Source organism: Georgenia daeguensis (assembly GCF_039537705.1).
Classification (GTDB): Bacteria; Actinomycetota; Actinomycetes; order Actinomycetales; family Actinomycetaceae; genus Georgenia; species Georgenia daeguensis.
This window is the reverse complement of sequence record NZ_BAABBA010000004.1, coordinates 42,709-56,874: the sequence shown is the minus strand read 5'-3', so window position 1 is coordinate 56,874 and position 14,166 is coordinate 42,709. Positions and strand designations below refer to the sequence as shown.

Here is a 14,166-nt window from a genome sequence, read left to right as displayed (position 1 = left end):
TGTCGCTAGAGCGCCCGGCTCAAGCGTGCGGCCACGACCGCATGCCAGGCGCTCACCCCGCCGGCAAACCGCCGGGCGACGGACCCCTGCACGTCTCCCACCACCCAAGGAGAGAAGAACACATGGCCACCATCTACCAGGACGTCACCGAGCTCATCGGGCGCACCCCGCTCGTGCGCCTGAACAAGATCACCGACGGCGCGGGCGCCACCGTGCTCGCCAAGCTCGAGTTCTACAACCCCGCGAGCTCCGTCAAGGACCGCATCGGCGTCTCCATCGTCGACGCCGCCGAGCGGTCGGGGCAGCTGACCGCGGGCGGCACGATCGTCGAGGCCACCTCGGGCAACACCGGCATCGCCCTCGCGATGGTGGGCGCGGCGCGCGGCTACAAGGTCGTGCTCACCATGCCGTCCTCGATGAGCAAGGAGCGCCGGGCGCTCCTGCGGGCCTTCGGTGCCGAGCTCGTCCTGACGGAGCCGGCCGACGGCATGCGGGGCGCCGTCGAGAGGGCCGAGGAGATCGCCGCCGAGCGCCCGGGCGCCGTGCTCGCCCGCCAGTTCGCCAACGAGGCCAACCCGGAGATCCACCGCAGGACCACCGCGGAGGAGATCTGGAACGACACCGACGGGCAGGTCGACGCCGTCGTCGCCGGCATCGGCACGGGCGGCACCATCACCGGTGTCGGCCAGGTGCTCAAGGAGCGCCGGCCGGAGGTGAAGATGTTCGCCGTCGAGCCCGCGGAGTCGCCCATCCTCAACGGCGGTCAGCCCGGTCCGCACAAGATCCAGGGCATCGGCGCGAACTTCGTCCCGGAGATCCTGGACACCAAGGTCTACGACGAGGTCATCGACATCGACGCCGAGACCTCCGTGCAGTGGGCCCGCCGTGCCGCCACCGAGGAGGGCCTGCTCGTCGGCCTGTCCTCCGGCGCGGCCCTCGCCGCCGCGGTCCAGGTGGCGAAGCGGCCCGAGTTCGACGGCAAGACCATCGTCGTGATCATCCCGTCCTTCGGGGAGCGCTACCTCTCGACGATCCTCTTCGAGGGCCTGGTCGACTGACCGTGCACGACTCCCGCCTGCCATTCCGCCAGCTGCTGCTGGAGGACCTGCAGGCTGCGCGCCGCCGGGACCCGGCGGCGCGCACCCTGGTGGAGGTCGCGCTGGCCTACCCCGGCGTGCACGCGCTGTGGGCGCACCGGCTGGCGCACCGCGTGTGGCACGCGAACCCGATGCTCCGGCTGCCCGCGCGACTGATCTCGCAGGTCGCGCGGGCCGCCACCGGCATCGAGATCCACCCGGCCGCGGTCCTCGGCCGCCGGCTCTTCATCGACCACGGCATGGGAGTGGTGATCGGCGAGACCGCCGAGGTGGGCGAGGACGTCGTGATGTTCCACGGCACCACGCTCGGCGGGACGTCCATGAGCCGGGGCAAGCGCCACCCGACCGTCGGGGACCGGGTCACGATCGGCGCCGGGGCGAAGGTGCTCGGGCCGGTGCACATCGGCTCCGACGCCAAGGTCGGCGCGAACGCCGTGGTGGTCAAGGACGTGCCGCCCGGCGCGGTGGCCGTCGGCGTGCCCGCCCGTCCGCGCCCGGCGCCCGCGGTGGTCGCCGACCCCTGGGCCGACCCGGCGGTCTACATCTGACCGACCCGCGGCCACGGGCGCCGCGCCGGCCCGGCTGCGGGTCCCGCCGGGCGCGGCGCGGCCGGGCGCTGCGCCGGGGCTGGGGCGGCCCGTGTGGGGGCCGCCCGGTCAGCGTTACGCCCGGTCGGCCGGGCGCGGCGCCCGCTGGCACCGCGGGCACCAGAACAGCCGCCGGCCCTGCATCTCGGACTCCGCCACCCGGGTCCCGCACACCAGGCACGGGGTGCCCGCCCGGTGGTAGACGTACCACCGATCGTCCTGGTCGCGCCGGTGCTCGGGCCTCGTGGTGACGATCCGGCCGGTGGCGACCCCGTCCCCCATGAGATCGACGAGGTCCGACCAGATGCCGCGCAGCCGCGCGGCCGGCGTGTCCCGCCCGAGGCGCAGCGGGTGCAGCCGGGCCCGGTACAGCGCCTCGGCCCGGTAGATGTTCCCCACCCCGGCGATGACGCTCTGGTCCATCAGCAGCTCGCCCACCGCCCGCCGGCGCGCCCGCACGCCCGCGACGAAGGCCGCCGGGTCGCCGTCGGGCCGCAGCGGGTCCGGCCCCAGGCGGGCGTGGACGGCCTCCTTCTCTCCGGCGGTGACCACCTCGCACGCCGTGGGGCCGGTGAGGTCGGCGACCCCGTGCTCGCCGCGCAGCCGCACCCGGACCGCGCCCCGCGGCTCGGGCGGGTACCACAGGCCGGCCGCCACGCCGTTGCCCGGCTGCTCCGCGAGCGCCGTCTCCTCCTCGGAGACCCGACGGCGCGGCGCCCCGATCGCGTGCGGGGCGGTGAAGCTCGCGTCCCCCGCGAAGGTCCACGACCCGTACAGGCCGAGGTGGACACGCAGCCAGCGGACGCCGTCGCCGCCGGGACCGTGACCGCCCGCACCGTCGGGCGAGAACGCGAGGAACAGCTGCTTGCCGTGCGCCTCGGTCGCGGTCAGGACGTGGCCGTCCAGCAGGGCGGCGCCCGCGGCGAACCGGCCCTGCGGCGAGCTCACGGACAGCCGGTGCCCGCCGAAGAGCTCGCGGAAGGCGTGCGCGAGGCGGTGGACGGTGTGCCCCTCAGGCACGGGGGCCCGCCACGGGTGCCTGCCAGCGCGAGGGGGCGTCCCACAGCGCACGCTCGAGATCGACCCGCACCGGGACGAGCGGCGTCAGCGGCGTGCCCTCGGCGCGGTAGTGCTCCAGGGCCCGCTCGCGGAGCTGGCGCGGGAGCGTGCCGTCGGCGCGGACCACCCGCCACCACGGCACCTCGCCCCCGAAGGCGGCCATGACGGATCCCACATGGCGGGGGTGGCCGTGCCCGGTGAGGGCCCGGACCGCCTCCGCGACGAGGCCGTACGTGGTCACCGCCCCGGGCGGCACCTGGTCGGCGACGTCGAGCACGAGCTCCGCGAGCTCCGTCCGGTCCTGGTTCACCCCCGTATCATCGCAAGCACGATGACCGCGCACACCACCGACGTCCCCGAGCCCACCGCCCACTCCTACCGGTGCGAGCACTGCGACGACTCCGTCCCCCACGAGCACCTCGACGTCAAGGCCCTCGTGGAGTCCTCCCGCACGCGGGCCCGCGCGGGCGCGATCCGCATGGCCGTGGTCGCCGCTGTCCTTCTCGTCGTCACCGCGGTGCTGGCCACCGCGGTCGGCGGTGCCGCCCACGCGCTGACCGCCGTCGGCCTGACCGCGCTGGGCTGGGTCCTCGTCACCGCGCTCGCCCTCGTCGTCGCGGGCACCGCCCGACGGCGGACCTCCGAGACCCGCGCCGTGGTCACAGCGGCCCTGGTGTCGGCGGGCCTGACGCCGCTCGCCGCCCTCGCCGTCGCGCTGCTCGCGGGCGGACGGACGGGCGCCCTCGCCGCCGGTGCGACGTGGCTGGCCGCGGGCGCGGTCGCCGCGCTCGTGCGGGCCCGCTCGTGGCGGGCCCTGCTGCTCACGCCCGGCGACGCCGGTGAGCACGCGCGTGCCCGCGCGGTCGCCGAACGGGGCGTCGACGCCCCGGGCGGGGTGCGCCGCTGGCTGGTCCAGGGGGGCCTCGTCGCCGCGGCCGTGGCGCTGCTGGCCGTGGTGCCCGCCACCGTCGTCGTCCTCGTCCCCCTCGCCGTCCTCCTCGCGGCCCGCACGGCCTCCCTCCCGCGCTAGGGGCGAACGGGGAAAAATCCTCGCCCTGCGGCGAGCGGCCCTGCCACGCTGGGGCCATGACCCAACCCGTGACCACGACGGTCACCCACGCCCCCGCCGCCCCGCCGGCCCCCGTCCCGGGCCTGCCGGAGGTCCCGGCGCTGCCCGCCGGCTACCGTCTCGCCGAGCTCGACGACGTCGCGGACCGTGCCGCGGTCATCGACGTCGACCGGTGGGCCTTCGCCTACGAGCTCTCCCCCGAGGACGAGGCCGCAGCCGTGTGGGAGCTCGAGCCCGGCCGCACCGTGGGGGTCTGGGACGAGCGGGACGCGTCCGCGCGCCGCCTCGCCGCCGTGCACTCCTCCTTCGCGTTCGAGCTGCCCGTCCCCGGCGGCGCGCGCCTGCCCACCGCCGGCCTGACCTGGGTCGGCGTCCACCCCGGGCACCGGCGCCGCGGCCTCGCCCGCGCGATGATGACCGCCCACCTCGTGCGCTCGGCGCGGCGCGGTGAGGTGGTCTCCGCCCTCTACGCCGCCGAGACCGGCATCTACGGCCGGTACGGCTACGGCGTCGCCACGCAGCACGCCACCGCCAAGGTGGGCCGCGGGGCCGCGCTGCGCGACGTGCCGGGTGCTCAGGACCTCGTCGTCGAGCTCGACCGGCTCGATCCCGGACGCCATGGTGAGCTGCTCGAGGGTGTCCACGCCGCCGTCGACCGCCCGGGCTGGATCCTCCGGCGCTCCGCCGCGCTGCGCGCGGGTCACCTCGTGGACTGGCCCGGCGCCCGGAAGGACGCCGAGAGCATGCGTATCGCGATCGTGCGCACGACCGCCGGCGAGCCGCGCGGCTACGCCCTGTTCCGGCGCAAGGAGTCGTGGTCGGACGCGGGCCAGCCGGAGGGGACGGTGAAGCTGCGCGAGCACGTGGCGTTGGACGCCGCGGCCGCGCGGGCCCTGTGGGGCACGCTCACCGACCTCGACCTGATGGCGAGCGTGCACACCGGCCGGCTCGCCGTCGACGACGCGCTGCTGCACCTGCTCACCGACCTTCGCGGGGCCCAGGTGCGTCTGCACGACGGCGTCTGGCTGAGGCTGCTCGAGGTGGGCGCCGCGCTGGCCGGACGCCGCTACGCCGCCGATGTCGACGTGGTCCTCGAGGTCCACGACGACCTGCTCGGCGCCAACGCGGGCCGGTGGCACCTGCGCGGCTCGCCCTCCGCGGCGACGGCGGAGCGGACCGGCACCCCGGCGCACCTGGCGCTGGACGTGGCCGCGCTGGCGTCGGCGTACCTGGGCGGGACGTCGCTCGCGGCGCTGGCCGGGGCGGGCCAGGTCACCGAGCACGTGCCGGGCTCGCTCGCCGCGGCGTCGACGGCGTTCGGCTGGCCCCTGGCCCCGGCGATGAGCTGGGGCTTCTAGCGCCCGCTCTCGAAGGCGCTGATGAGGTCGATGCGGCGCTGGTGGCGGGCGTCCCCCGAGAACGGCTCGGCCAGGAACGCCTCCACCAGCGAGATCGCCTCGTCGACCGAGTGCTGGCGCGCGCCGATCGCGATGACGTTGGCGTCGTTGTGCGCGCGGGCGAGCGTGGCCGTGTCGGTGTTCCAGGCGAGCGCGGCCCGCACGCCGGGCACCTTGTTGGCGGCGATCTGCTCGCCGTTGCCCGAACCGCCCAGGACGATGCCGAGGGAGCCGGGCTCGGCGACGACCGCTCTGCCGGCGTCGAAGCACACCGGCGGGTAGTCGTCCGTGGCGTCGTACCCGGGGGCGCCGTGGTCGACGACGTCGTGGCCCGCCGCCGTGAGGTGCTCGACGAGGACGGTCTTGAGCTCGAATCCCGCGTGGTCCGCGGCGATGTGGATGCGCATGGCGGTCATTGTGCCAATACCGACGGGCCGCGCGCCGCAGCGACCACGGAGGCGCCCCCGGGCGCCTCTGCGGCCGACGACGGTCCGGTCCGCTCCGCGGCTGTCGGCACCCTGCCGTAGGGTCGGAGGATGACCACGACGAACGTGAGTGAGACCACTCCGGCCATGACCGACCAGGAGGCGATGGACACCTCCGTGCGCGTGCAGGACGACCTCTACCGGCACGTCAACGGCACCTGGCTGGCCAAGCACGTCATCCCGGCGGACCGGTCACGGGACGGTTCCTTCCACGCGCTTCGCGACCTCAGCGAGGTGCGTGTGCGGGCGATCATCGAGGCGGCCGCGGCCGGCGACGCCGGGGGCGGGAACCCCGACAACGCCCGCAAGATCGGGGACCTCTACTCCTCATTCATGGCGACCGAACGGATCGAGACACTGGGCACCGGGCCGCTGCGCGCCGACCTGGACCTCCTCACCGCGGCTCTCGACAAGGAGGCGCTGACGCGGGCGATGGGCGCGCTGCAGCCCACCGGCGTCACCGGCGCCGTCGGGTACGGGGTGGACACCGACCTGAACGACCCGGAGCGCTACGTCGTCTTCTTCGTCCAGTCCGGGCTCGGCCTGCCCGACGAGTCCTACTACCGCGAGGACGCCCACGCCGAGACCCGGACGGCGTACGTCGCGCACGTCGCCGGCATGCTGGCCCTCACCGGTCTGGTGACCGAGGACGAGGCGATGGGGGCGGCCGAGCGCGTGATGAAGGTCGAGACCGCGCTGGCAGCCGGGCACTGGGACAAGGTCCGGGCCCGCGAGGCCGACCAGATCAACAACCCGATGAGCTGGGAGGAGGTCGTGGCCTCGGCCCCCGGGTTCGACTGGGACCTGTGGCGCGAGTCCACCGGCGTGCCGCAGAGCGCGTTCGACCGCCTCATCGTCGCCATGCCGTCCTACTTCACGGACTTCGCCCGCGCGTGGGACTCGCTCGACGTGGACTCGCTGCGGATGTGGCTGACCTGGCAGGTGGTGCACGCGCGCGCCCCGTACCTGCCCGCCGCGTTCGTCGACGAGAACTTCGACTTCTACGGCCGGACCCTCACCGGCGCGGAGGAGCTCCGGGACCGGTGGAAGCGCGGCGTCGCGCTCGTCGAGAGCGCGCTCGGCGAGGCCGTCGGCGAGCTGTACGTGGCGGCGCACTTCCCGCCCGAGCACAAGGCCGCCATGCAGCGCCTCGTCGACAACCTCATCGCGGCCTACCGGCAGTCGATCTCCGCGCTGGACTGGATGGGCGAGGAGACGAGGACGCGCGCGCTCGCCAAGCTCGAGGCGTTCACGCCCAAGATCGGCTACCCGGACAAGTGGCGCGACTACACCGCGCTGGAGATCGACCCGCAGGACCTCCTCGGCAACGTGCGCGCCGCGAACCTGTTCGAGGAGCGTCGTGACCTGGACAAGCTCGGCAGGCCGATGGACGGCGACGAGTGGTTCATGCCGCCGCAGATGGTCAACGCCTACTACAACCCGACGATGAACGAGATCGTCTTCCCGGCGGCCATCCTCCAGCCCCCGTTCTTCGACCCCGAGGCCGACGACGCCTGGAACTACGGCGGCATCGGCGCCGTGATCGGCCACGAGATCGGGCACGGCTTCGACGACCAGGGATCGAAGTACGACGGCACCGGCCGGCTCACCGACTGGTGGACGCCGGAGGACCGTGCTGAGTTCGAGAAGCGCACCAAGGCGCTCATCGGTCAGTACGACGCCTACTCCCCCGCACAGCTCGACGGCAGCCACCACGTCAACGGTGCCCTCACGATCGGCGAGAACATCGGCGACCTGGGCGGGCTCTCCATCGCGATCAAGGCCTACGACATCGCGCTGCGCCAGGGCGGGCTGGGCGGCGTGGCCGACGCGCCCGTCGTGGACGGCCTGACCGGCCTGCAGCGGGTGTTCCACTCGTGGGGGCGGATCTGGCGCTCGAAGTCCCGGGACGCCGACGCGATCCTGCTCCTGAGCATCGACCCCCACTCCCCGGCGGAGTTCCGCTGCAACGGGGTCGTGCGGAACATGGACGACTTCCACGAGGCGTTCGACGTCCGGCCCGGCGACGCGCTCTACCTGCCGCCCGAGGAGCGCGTGCGCATCTGGTGACGCGGCAGCTGGGTGGGCGGGCCGTCAGCCGATCCTGGTCGACGGCCCCGGCACGCCGGAGCGGCGCTCGAGCGCCAAGGCGAGCAGCGCGATCGCCAGGCCTGCCAGCGCCAGGACCGCGCCCGCCCACGCGGGGGCCAGGTAGCCGAGCCCGGCGGCGATGACGAGCCCGCCCACCCAGGCGCCCAGCGCGTTGCCGACGTTGAGCGCGCTGTGGTGCAGCGCGGCGCCGAGCGAGGGCCCCTCCCGGGAGACGTCCAGCAGGCGGGTCTGCAACGCCGGTCCGATGAACTGGCTGGCGACCGACACGAGCCCGACGAGCAGCACGGCGCTGACCGGCCCTCGCACCAGCGCGCCGAACGCCGCGAGCGTCACGGCCATGGCGGCCAGGCCCGTGACGATCGCGCCGTGCACGGTCCGGTCCGCGAGGCGCCCCCCGACCAGCGTGCCCAGGGTCATCCCGACGCCGAAGACGAACAGCACCCAGGTCACGTGGGTGGGCGCCAGGCCGGCGACCTCGGTCATCGTCGGGGTGATGTAGCTGTACACGGCGAACATCCCGCCGAAGCCGATCGCCCCCGTCCCCACAGCCAGCCACAGCTGCAGGGAGCGCAGTGCCGTGAGCTCGCGCCGCGCCGTCGCCCCGGCTCGCACGGGCACCGGCGGGACCCAGCGCCAGATGGCGGCCGCCGCCACGACCGCGACCACGGCGACGAGCCAGTACAGCGAACGCCAGCCCCAGGCCTGGCCCATCGCCGTCGAGAGCGGCACGCCGAGCATCGTCGCGACGGTCAGGCCGATCATCACCAGCGAGACGGAGCGGGCGCGGCGCTGCGGCGGGGACACCGCCGAGGCGACCACGGCGGCGATGCCGAAGTAGGCACCGTGCGGGACGCCGGCGAGGAAGCGCGCGAGGAGCGCCGTCGGCAGGGTCGGCGCGAGGGCGGACAGGGCGTTGCCGACCGCGAGCGCCAGGGCGAGCGCCACGAGCAGGCCGGTCCGCGGCACCCGGGAGGTGACGAGGACGATCAACGGCGCGCCGACGACCACCCCCAGCGCGTAGGCCGAGACGAGGTGCCCCGCCTCGGGGATGGTTGCGCCGAACGTCTCGGCGACCTGCGGCAGCAGCCCCATCGTGGCGAACTCGGTGGTGCCGATCGCAAAGCTGCCCACCGCCATGCCCAGGAGGGCGAGGGTGAGCGGGCGGGGCCTGAGGACGCCGGTGAGCGCGGAGGCGCTCACGCGAGGTCGTAGGCGGCTCGCCGCACCGAGAAGGAGTAGCCGCTCTCGTCGTGGCGGCAGGACATGCCGGTCTCGTCCGAGGCGCACGTGAAGCCGTCCGCGCTCTCCTCCTTGCCGTAGCCGAGGGCGGGCACGCCGGCGGAGTCGATCGTCAGGGCCTGGCCGGAGGTGTCGCACACCAGGGAGGACCCCTCGGCGGTGACCTGCAGGAAGTGTCCGACCGTGCCCTCGCAGGCATTGACCACCGCGGCGGGGATCTGGTCGGCGTACTCGAAGGAGGCGATGCCGCACAGGGCGCGCTCGGTGTCGACGGCGCAGGCGATGTTGCCGGTCGGGCTGACGAAGTCCCAGGTCACCTCGCTGAGGTCCTCGCCGGCCGCCTCGGTGGGGGCCTCGCTCGCGGTGACCGTGGCCGCCGGGTCCGACGGCGCCGGGGCGGCCGCCGTCGCGGAGGCCCGTCCGGGGTCCGCGTTGCCGGTGAGGCGCAGCGTGAGCAGGACGGCGAAGGCGACCACGAGCACGAGGGAGATCACGACGACCGCGCGCTCGCCGCCGCTCAGCCTGCTCGGTGCCTGGGCCATCTGCTGCTCCTCCGTCGTCGTTCCGGGCGCCCACGCTGCAGGGCGCCAGTTCCTCGGGTCCGGCCCGGCGCACCCGGGTCACCGGGGCGCGGACACGTTACGTCATCGCCCCCGGACCGGGGGCGGGCGTCCGCGAGGGGCGCCTCAGTCGAAGATCGGCCCCGCGGTGCGCGTGCGCTTCATCTCGTAGAAGCCGGGGGTGGAGGACACGAGCAGCGCCCCGTCCCACAGCCGGCCGGCCGCCTCCCCCTTCGGGGCCGGCGTGACGACGGGGCCGAAGAAGCCCACGCCGTCGACGGCGACCACCGGGGTGCCGACGTCGTCGCCGACGAGGTCGAGCGCCTCCTGGTGAGAGGCGCGCAGGGACTCGTCCAGCTCGTCCGACGCCGCGAAGCGGGCGAGCTCGGCCGGCAGGCCGACCTCGGCGAGCGCCTCGTCGATGACCGCGGCGAGGTCGTCACCGCGTCCGCCGGGGTGGATGCGCGTCCCCAGCGCGTCGTACAGGGGCTTGAGGACCTCCTCGCCGTGGTGCTCGCGGGCGGCGTTGACCACCCGGACCGGGCCCCAGGCCCGCTCCATCAGGGCGGCGTAGTCCTCCGGCAGGTCACGGCCCTCGTTGAGCACCGACAGGCTCATGACGTGCCAGCGCACCGTGACGTCGCGGACCTTCTCGACCTCGCTCATCCAGCGGGACGTCATCCACGCCCACGGGCACATGGGGTCGAACCAGAAGTCGGCGGTCGCGGGAGCGGTGGTGGTCTCGGTCATGCTGCCATCGTACGGACGAGCGGGGGCCAGTTTCCTGTGGGGTCCGGCACAGCGGCAGGCCGCTCCCCCGGGCGCCGTGCTGGAATGACGGGGTGCGCGTCACCGTCACCTACCTGCACATGACCGACCCGGCCATGCTCGCTCCGCCGTCGTCCCCGCGCCCGGCGTTCGAGCTGGTGCGCGTCACGGAGCCCGACCCCGACCTCAACCGCGGCCTCTACGCCACCGTCGGCGGGGACTGGCAGTGGACCGACCGCCTGCCGTGGTCCCGGGAGGAGTGGCGCGCCTGGCTCGCCGCCCCGGGCCGGGAGACGTGGCTGGTCCGGGTCGACGGCGAGGTCGCCGGCTACGCGGAGCTCGGCGGCGTGGCGGCGGAAGATGCGGGCGCCACCGACGTCGAGATCGAGTACTTCGGTCTGGTGCCCGAGCTCGTCGGGCGCGGGATCGGCGGCCACGTGCTCGCCGACGTCCTGCGGCAGGCGTGGACGCTGCCCGGGCGCTGGCCCGCCCTGCCGCCGGCCCGGCGGGTGTGGGTGCACACCTGCAGCCTCGACAGCCCCCGTGCTCTCGGCAACTACCGGGCGAGGGGCCTGCAGGTCTACCGCACCGAGGAGATCCGGCAGGAGCGGACCGTGCCGGTGCCGCGCTGACCCGTCACGGCATCGGCGACCCGGGTCCGACGAGGTCCTCCCCCGGCCCCTCAGGGTCGAGGCGCTCGTGGTGGTCGGGCACGCCCGGGCGGTTCGCGGCATCGACGTCCGCCTCGGCGAGGTCCTCGTCGTCGGGACGGGTGTGCTCGAGGTTCTCGGCGGCGGCGTCGGCCAGCTCCTTGGCACGGTCGGCGGTCTCGCGCGGGGTCTCGTGGTGCATGTCGGTCCTCCTGCTGTGCGGGGCTCGGCTGGCCCCAGCGTGTCCCCGGCCCGGCAGGCCCGCAACCGCGGGCAATCAGGTCGGCCCGCGCGGCACCCTGGTGGCAGGATCGAGGCCGGTGCGCCGTCGGGCGCAGCAGACCGCGGCCGAAGGGCCGTCACGCACGCGTCAAGGAGACCCATGCCCGGAGAGAACCTCACCCGCGCCGAGGCCCAGGAACGGGCCGCCACCGTCGCGACGTCCGCCTACGACGTCGCCCTGGACCTGACCCGCGGTGACGCGGTCTTCGGCTCGACGACGACAGTCCGCTTCTCGGCGACCGAGGGCGCGAGCACGTTCGTGGACCTCATCGCCGCCTCCGTCGAGCGGATCGTGCTGAACGGCCGCGAGGTGGGCACCGCGGCCTTCGACGGCGCCCGCATCGCCCTGACGGACCTGGCCGTGGACAACGAGCTCGTCGTCGAGGCCACCTGCCGGTACATGAACACCGGCGAGGGGCTGCACCGCTTCGTCGACCCGGTCGACGACGAGGTCTACCTCTACTCCCAGTTCGAGGTGGCGGACTCCCGCCGCGTCTTCGCGGTCTTCGAGCAGCCCGACCTCAAGGCGGTGTTCGCCTTCACCGTCACCGCCCCGGCCCACTGGACGGTCGTGTCCAACACCCCGGTCGTGGCGCCCGAGCCCGCCGCGGAGCCCGGCGCCGACTCGCTCACCTGGCGCTTCGCGCCCACCGAGGTGATCTCGTCCTACCTCACCGCGATCGTCGCCGGCCCCTTCCACAAGGTCACCGGCGAGCTGACGTCCCGCGACGGGCGCACGATCCCGCTGGGCGTGTACTGCCGCGCGTCGCTGGCCGAGTTCCTCGACGCCGAGGAGATCATGGACATCACCCGGGCCGGGTTCGCGTTCTACGAGGAGGCGTTCGACCGGCCGTACCCGTTCGCGAAGTACGACCAGCTCTTCGTCCCCGAGTTCAACGCCGGCGCGATGGAGAACGTCGGCGCCGTGACGTTCCTGGAGAACTACGTCTTCCGCTCCAAGGTCCCCGAGGCAACGGTCGAGCGCCGCGCGGTGACGATCCTGCACGAGCTCGCGCACATGTGGTTCGGCGACCTCGTCACGATGCGCTGGTGGAACGACCTGTGGCTCAACGAGTCCTTCGCCGAGTACGCCTCGCACCTCGCGACCGCGGAGGCCACCCGCTGGACGAGCGCGTGGACCACCTTCTCCTCGCTGGAGAAGTCCTGGGCGTACAACCAGGACCAGCTGCCCTCCACCCACCCGATCGTCGCCCCGATCAACGACCTCGAGGACGTCGAGGTCAACTTCGACGGCATCACCTACGCCAAGGGCGCCTCCGTGCTCAAGCAGCTCGTCGCCTGGGTGGGCCGCGACGCGTTCCTCGCCGGGGTGCAGCGGTACTTCGCCAAGCACGCGTTCGGCAACACCGAGCTGCGGGACCTGCTGGTCGAGCTGGAGGCCACCTCCGGCCGCGACCTCACCGCCTGGTCGCGGGTCTGGCTCGAGGAGGCGGGGGTCACCCTGCTCCGGCCCGAGGTCACGACCGCCGACGACGGCACCGTCGCCTCGTTCGCCGTCCTGCAGGAGGCCCCGGCCGAGCACCCCACCCTGCGGCCGCACCGGCTCGTGGTGGGCGGCTACGACGTCGTCGGAGAGGGCCCGGCCGCCCGTCTGGAGCGCACCGTCCGCGTCGAGCTCGACGTCGACGGCGGGCGCACCGAGGTCCCCGAGCTCGCCGGCCGCCGACGGCCCGACCTGATCCTGGTCAACGACGAGGACCTCGCGTACGCCAAGGTCCGTCTCGACCCCGAGTCGCTCGCGACGGCCACGGAGCACCTGGGCGGGTTCGACGGGTCCCTCCCCCGGGCCCTCGTCCTCGCTGCCGCGTGGGACATGACCCGCGACGGGGAGTGGTCGGCACGCCAGTTCATCGACCTCGCGCTGCGCGCGGTCGCCACCGAGACCGACTCGTCGGTCGTCCTGGTGCTGCTGCGCCAGGTGGGCGTCGCCCTGGGCTCCTACGTCGCGCCGGAGCGGCGCGAGGAGGTCGGCCGCAGCGTCAGCGGGCGCCTCCTCGAGCTCGCGCGGGCGGCCGAGGGCGGCTCCGACACCCAGCTGCAGCTGGTGCGGGCCCTGGCCACCCACGCCGTCGCACCCGAGCACCTGGACGTGCTGGCCGGCCTCCTCGACGGCGCCGCCGAGCTGCCCGGCCTGGCGGTGGACACCGACCTGCGCTGGGCGCTGCTGCAGGGCCTCGTCGCCGGCGGGCGGGCGGGTGCCCCGGCGATCGACGACGAGCTGCGGCGCGACGCCACCGCGACCGGGCAGCAGCAGGCCGCGCGCGCCCGGGCCGCCGTCCCGACGGCGGAGAACAAGGAGCGGGCCTGGGCGGACGTCGTCGACTCCGACGCCCTGCCCAACGCGGTGCAGTCGAACGTCATCGGCGGCTTCTCGCAGGTGCACGACCGGGGGCTCCTGGTCCCGTTCGTGCAGCGCTACTTCGACGCGCTCGAGCCGGTGTGGTCCGGCCGCACGAACGAGATGGCGCAGAACATCGTCATCGGCCTGTACCCGGGCAAGCTGGCCGGTCTGTCCGCGCAGCACGGGGTGGACGTCGTGGAGCTGACGCAGCAGTGGCTGGACTCCCACGCCGGCGCGGCGCCCGCCCTGCGCCGCCTGGTGGTGGAGAACCTCGACGCCGCACGCCGGGCCGTCCGCGCCCAGGAGGCCGACCGGGCAGGCGTCTGACCCCGGGGCGGCTCTCGTCCCAGCCGCCCCGGCACCGCCTCCCTCGGCGCGGGCCCCCGGCACCGGCGCCCTCGGCCTAGGCCTGGGCCTCGAGCATGCCCTAACTGCCCGTCGCGACGACGGATCGGGCAGTTAGGGCATTCTCGGCGCTCAAGCGCCGATCGTGGTGCCG

Annotated in this window: 14 protein-coding genes; 7 read left to right on the top strand and 7 right to left on the bottom strand. The window is 74.5% G+C overall.

Annotated elements, in window-relative coordinates; all coding sequences use genetic code 11:
• Positions 1–122 precede the first annotated feature (122 nt).
• Together cysK and epsC are read left to right on the top strand one after the other, a co-directional pair.
• Positions 123–1,058, top strand: coding sequence for a cysteine synthase A (gene cysK / locus ABD774_RS05095; RefSeq protein ID WP_345038392.1), 936 nt, complete (start codon positions 123–125; stop codon positions 1,056–1,058).
• Positions 1,059–1,060: 2 nt separating this feature from the next.
• Positions 1,061–1,645 carry a serine O-acetyltransferase EpsC gene (gene epsC / locus ABD774_RS05090; protein WP_345038390.1) on the top strand — a complete coding sequence of 195 codons (585 nt, stop codon included), beginning with the start codon at positions 1,061–1,063 and terminating at the stop codon, positions 1,643–1,645.
• 114 nt (positions 1,646–1,759) lie between these two features.
• Here epsC and ABD774_RS05085 read toward each other — a convergent pair whose 3' ends face one another.
• Together ABD774_RS05085 and ABD774_RS05080 are read right to left on the bottom strand one after the other, a co-directional pair.
• A complete protein-coding gene (locus ABD774_RS05085; protein WP_345038388.1) occupies positions 1,760–2,704 on the bottom strand; it encodes an Fpg/Nei family DNA glycosylase in 945 nt (314 codons plus the stop codon).
• Positions 2,697–3,053 carry an MGMT family protein gene (locus ABD774_RS05080; RefSeq protein ID WP_345038385.1) on the bottom strand — a complete coding sequence of 119 codons (357 nt, stop codon included), beginning with the start codon at positions 3,051–3,053 and terminating at the stop codon, positions 2,697–2,699. Before ABD774_RS05080 ends, ABD774_RS05085 begins: the two co-directional genes overlap by 8 nt.
• 21 nt (positions 3,054–3,074) lie before the next feature.
• On the opposite strand from ABD774_RS05080, the gene ABD774_RS05075 reads away from it, so the two are divergent.
• Positions 3,075–3,773: a hypothetical protein gene (locus tag ABD774_RS05075; protein WP_345038383.1), complete on the top strand. Its 699-nt coding sequence runs from the start codon at positions 3,075–3,077 to the stop codon at positions 3,771–3,773.
• Between the two features lie 56 nt (positions 3,774–3,829).
• The gene (locus ABD774_RS05070; RefSeq protein WP_345038381.1) at positions 3,830–5,170 is read left to right on the top strand and encodes a GNAT family N-acetyltransferase; all 1,341 of its coding nucleotides are present in this window, start codon (positions 3,830–3,832) and stop codon (positions 5,168–5,170) included.
• Here the strand turns inward: ABD774_RS05070 and ABD774_RS05065 are convergent.
• Positions 5,167–5,616 carry a ribose-5-phosphate isomerase gene (locus ABD774_RS05065; protein WP_345038378.1) on the bottom strand — a complete coding sequence of 150 codons (450 nt, stop codon included), beginning with the start codon at positions 5,614–5,616 and terminating at the stop codon, positions 5,167–5,169. The two genes, ABD774_RS05070 and ABD774_RS05065, sit on opposite strands and share 4 nt — an antisense overlap.
• 129 nt (positions 5,617–5,745) lie before the next feature.
• Here ABD774_RS05065 and ABD774_RS05060 point away from each other — a divergent pair, with 129 nt between their 5' ends.
• Positions 5,746–7,764, top strand: coding sequence for a M13 family metallopeptidase (locus ABD774_RS05060; protein WP_345038376.1), 2,019 nt, complete (start codon positions 5,746–5,748; stop codon positions 7,762–7,764).
• 24 nt (positions 7,765–7,788) lie between these two features.
• Here the strand turns inward: ABD774_RS05060 and ABD774_RS05055 are convergent, their stop codons facing one another.
• The 3 genes from ABD774_RS05055 to ABD774_RS05045 all read right to left on the bottom strand — a co-directional run bounded on the left by ABD774_RS05055 (position 7,789) and on the right by ABD774_RS05045 (position 10,355).
• Positions 7,789–9,006 (bottom strand): MFS transporter, encoded by a 1,218-nt coding sequence (locus tag ABD774_RS05055; RefSeq protein WP_345038374.1) that lies wholly within the window; start codon positions 9,004–9,006, stop codon positions 7,789–7,791.
• A complete protein-coding gene (locus tag ABD774_RS05050) occupies positions 9,003–9,587 on the bottom strand; it encodes a hypothetical protein (protein WP_345038372.1) in 585 nt (194 codons plus the stop codon). The genes ABD774_RS05055 and ABD774_RS05050 overlap by 4 nt, the downstream gene beginning before the upstream one ends.
• Before the next feature lie 144 nt (positions 9,588–9,731).
• Positions 9,732–10,355: a mycothiol-dependent nitroreductase Rv2466c family protein gene (locus ABD774_RS05045; protein ID WP_345038369.1), complete on the bottom strand. Its 624-nt coding sequence runs from the start codon at positions 10,353–10,355 to the stop codon at positions 9,732–9,734.
• A 92-nt stretch (positions 10,356–10,447) separates the two neighbouring features.
• Between ABD774_RS05045 and ABD774_RS05040 the strand changes: the two genes are divergently transcribed.
• The gene (locus ABD774_RS05040) at positions 10,448–11,005 is read left to right on the top strand and encodes a GNAT family N-acetyltransferase (RefSeq protein WP_345038367.1); all 558 of its coding nucleotides are present in this window, start codon (positions 10,448–10,450) and stop codon (positions 11,003–11,005) included.
• A 4-nt stretch (positions 11,006–11,009) separates the two neighbouring features.
• Here the strand turns inward: ABD774_RS05040 and ABD774_RS05035 are convergent, their stop codons facing one another.
• Positions 11,010–11,225 (bottom strand): hypothetical protein, encoded by a 216-nt coding sequence (locus ABD774_RS05035; protein WP_345038365.1) that lies wholly within the window; start codon positions 11,223–11,225, stop codon positions 11,010–11,012.
• Positions 11,226–11,405: 180 nt separating this feature from the next.
• Between ABD774_RS05035 and pepN the strand changes: the two genes are divergently transcribed.
• A complete protein-coding gene (pepN, locus tag ABD774_RS05030) occupies positions 11,406–13,994 on the top strand; it encodes an aminopeptidase N (RefSeq protein WP_345038363.1) in 2,589 nt (862 codons plus the stop codon).
• The last annotated feature ends 172 nt before the right edge of the window (positions 13,995–14,166 follow it).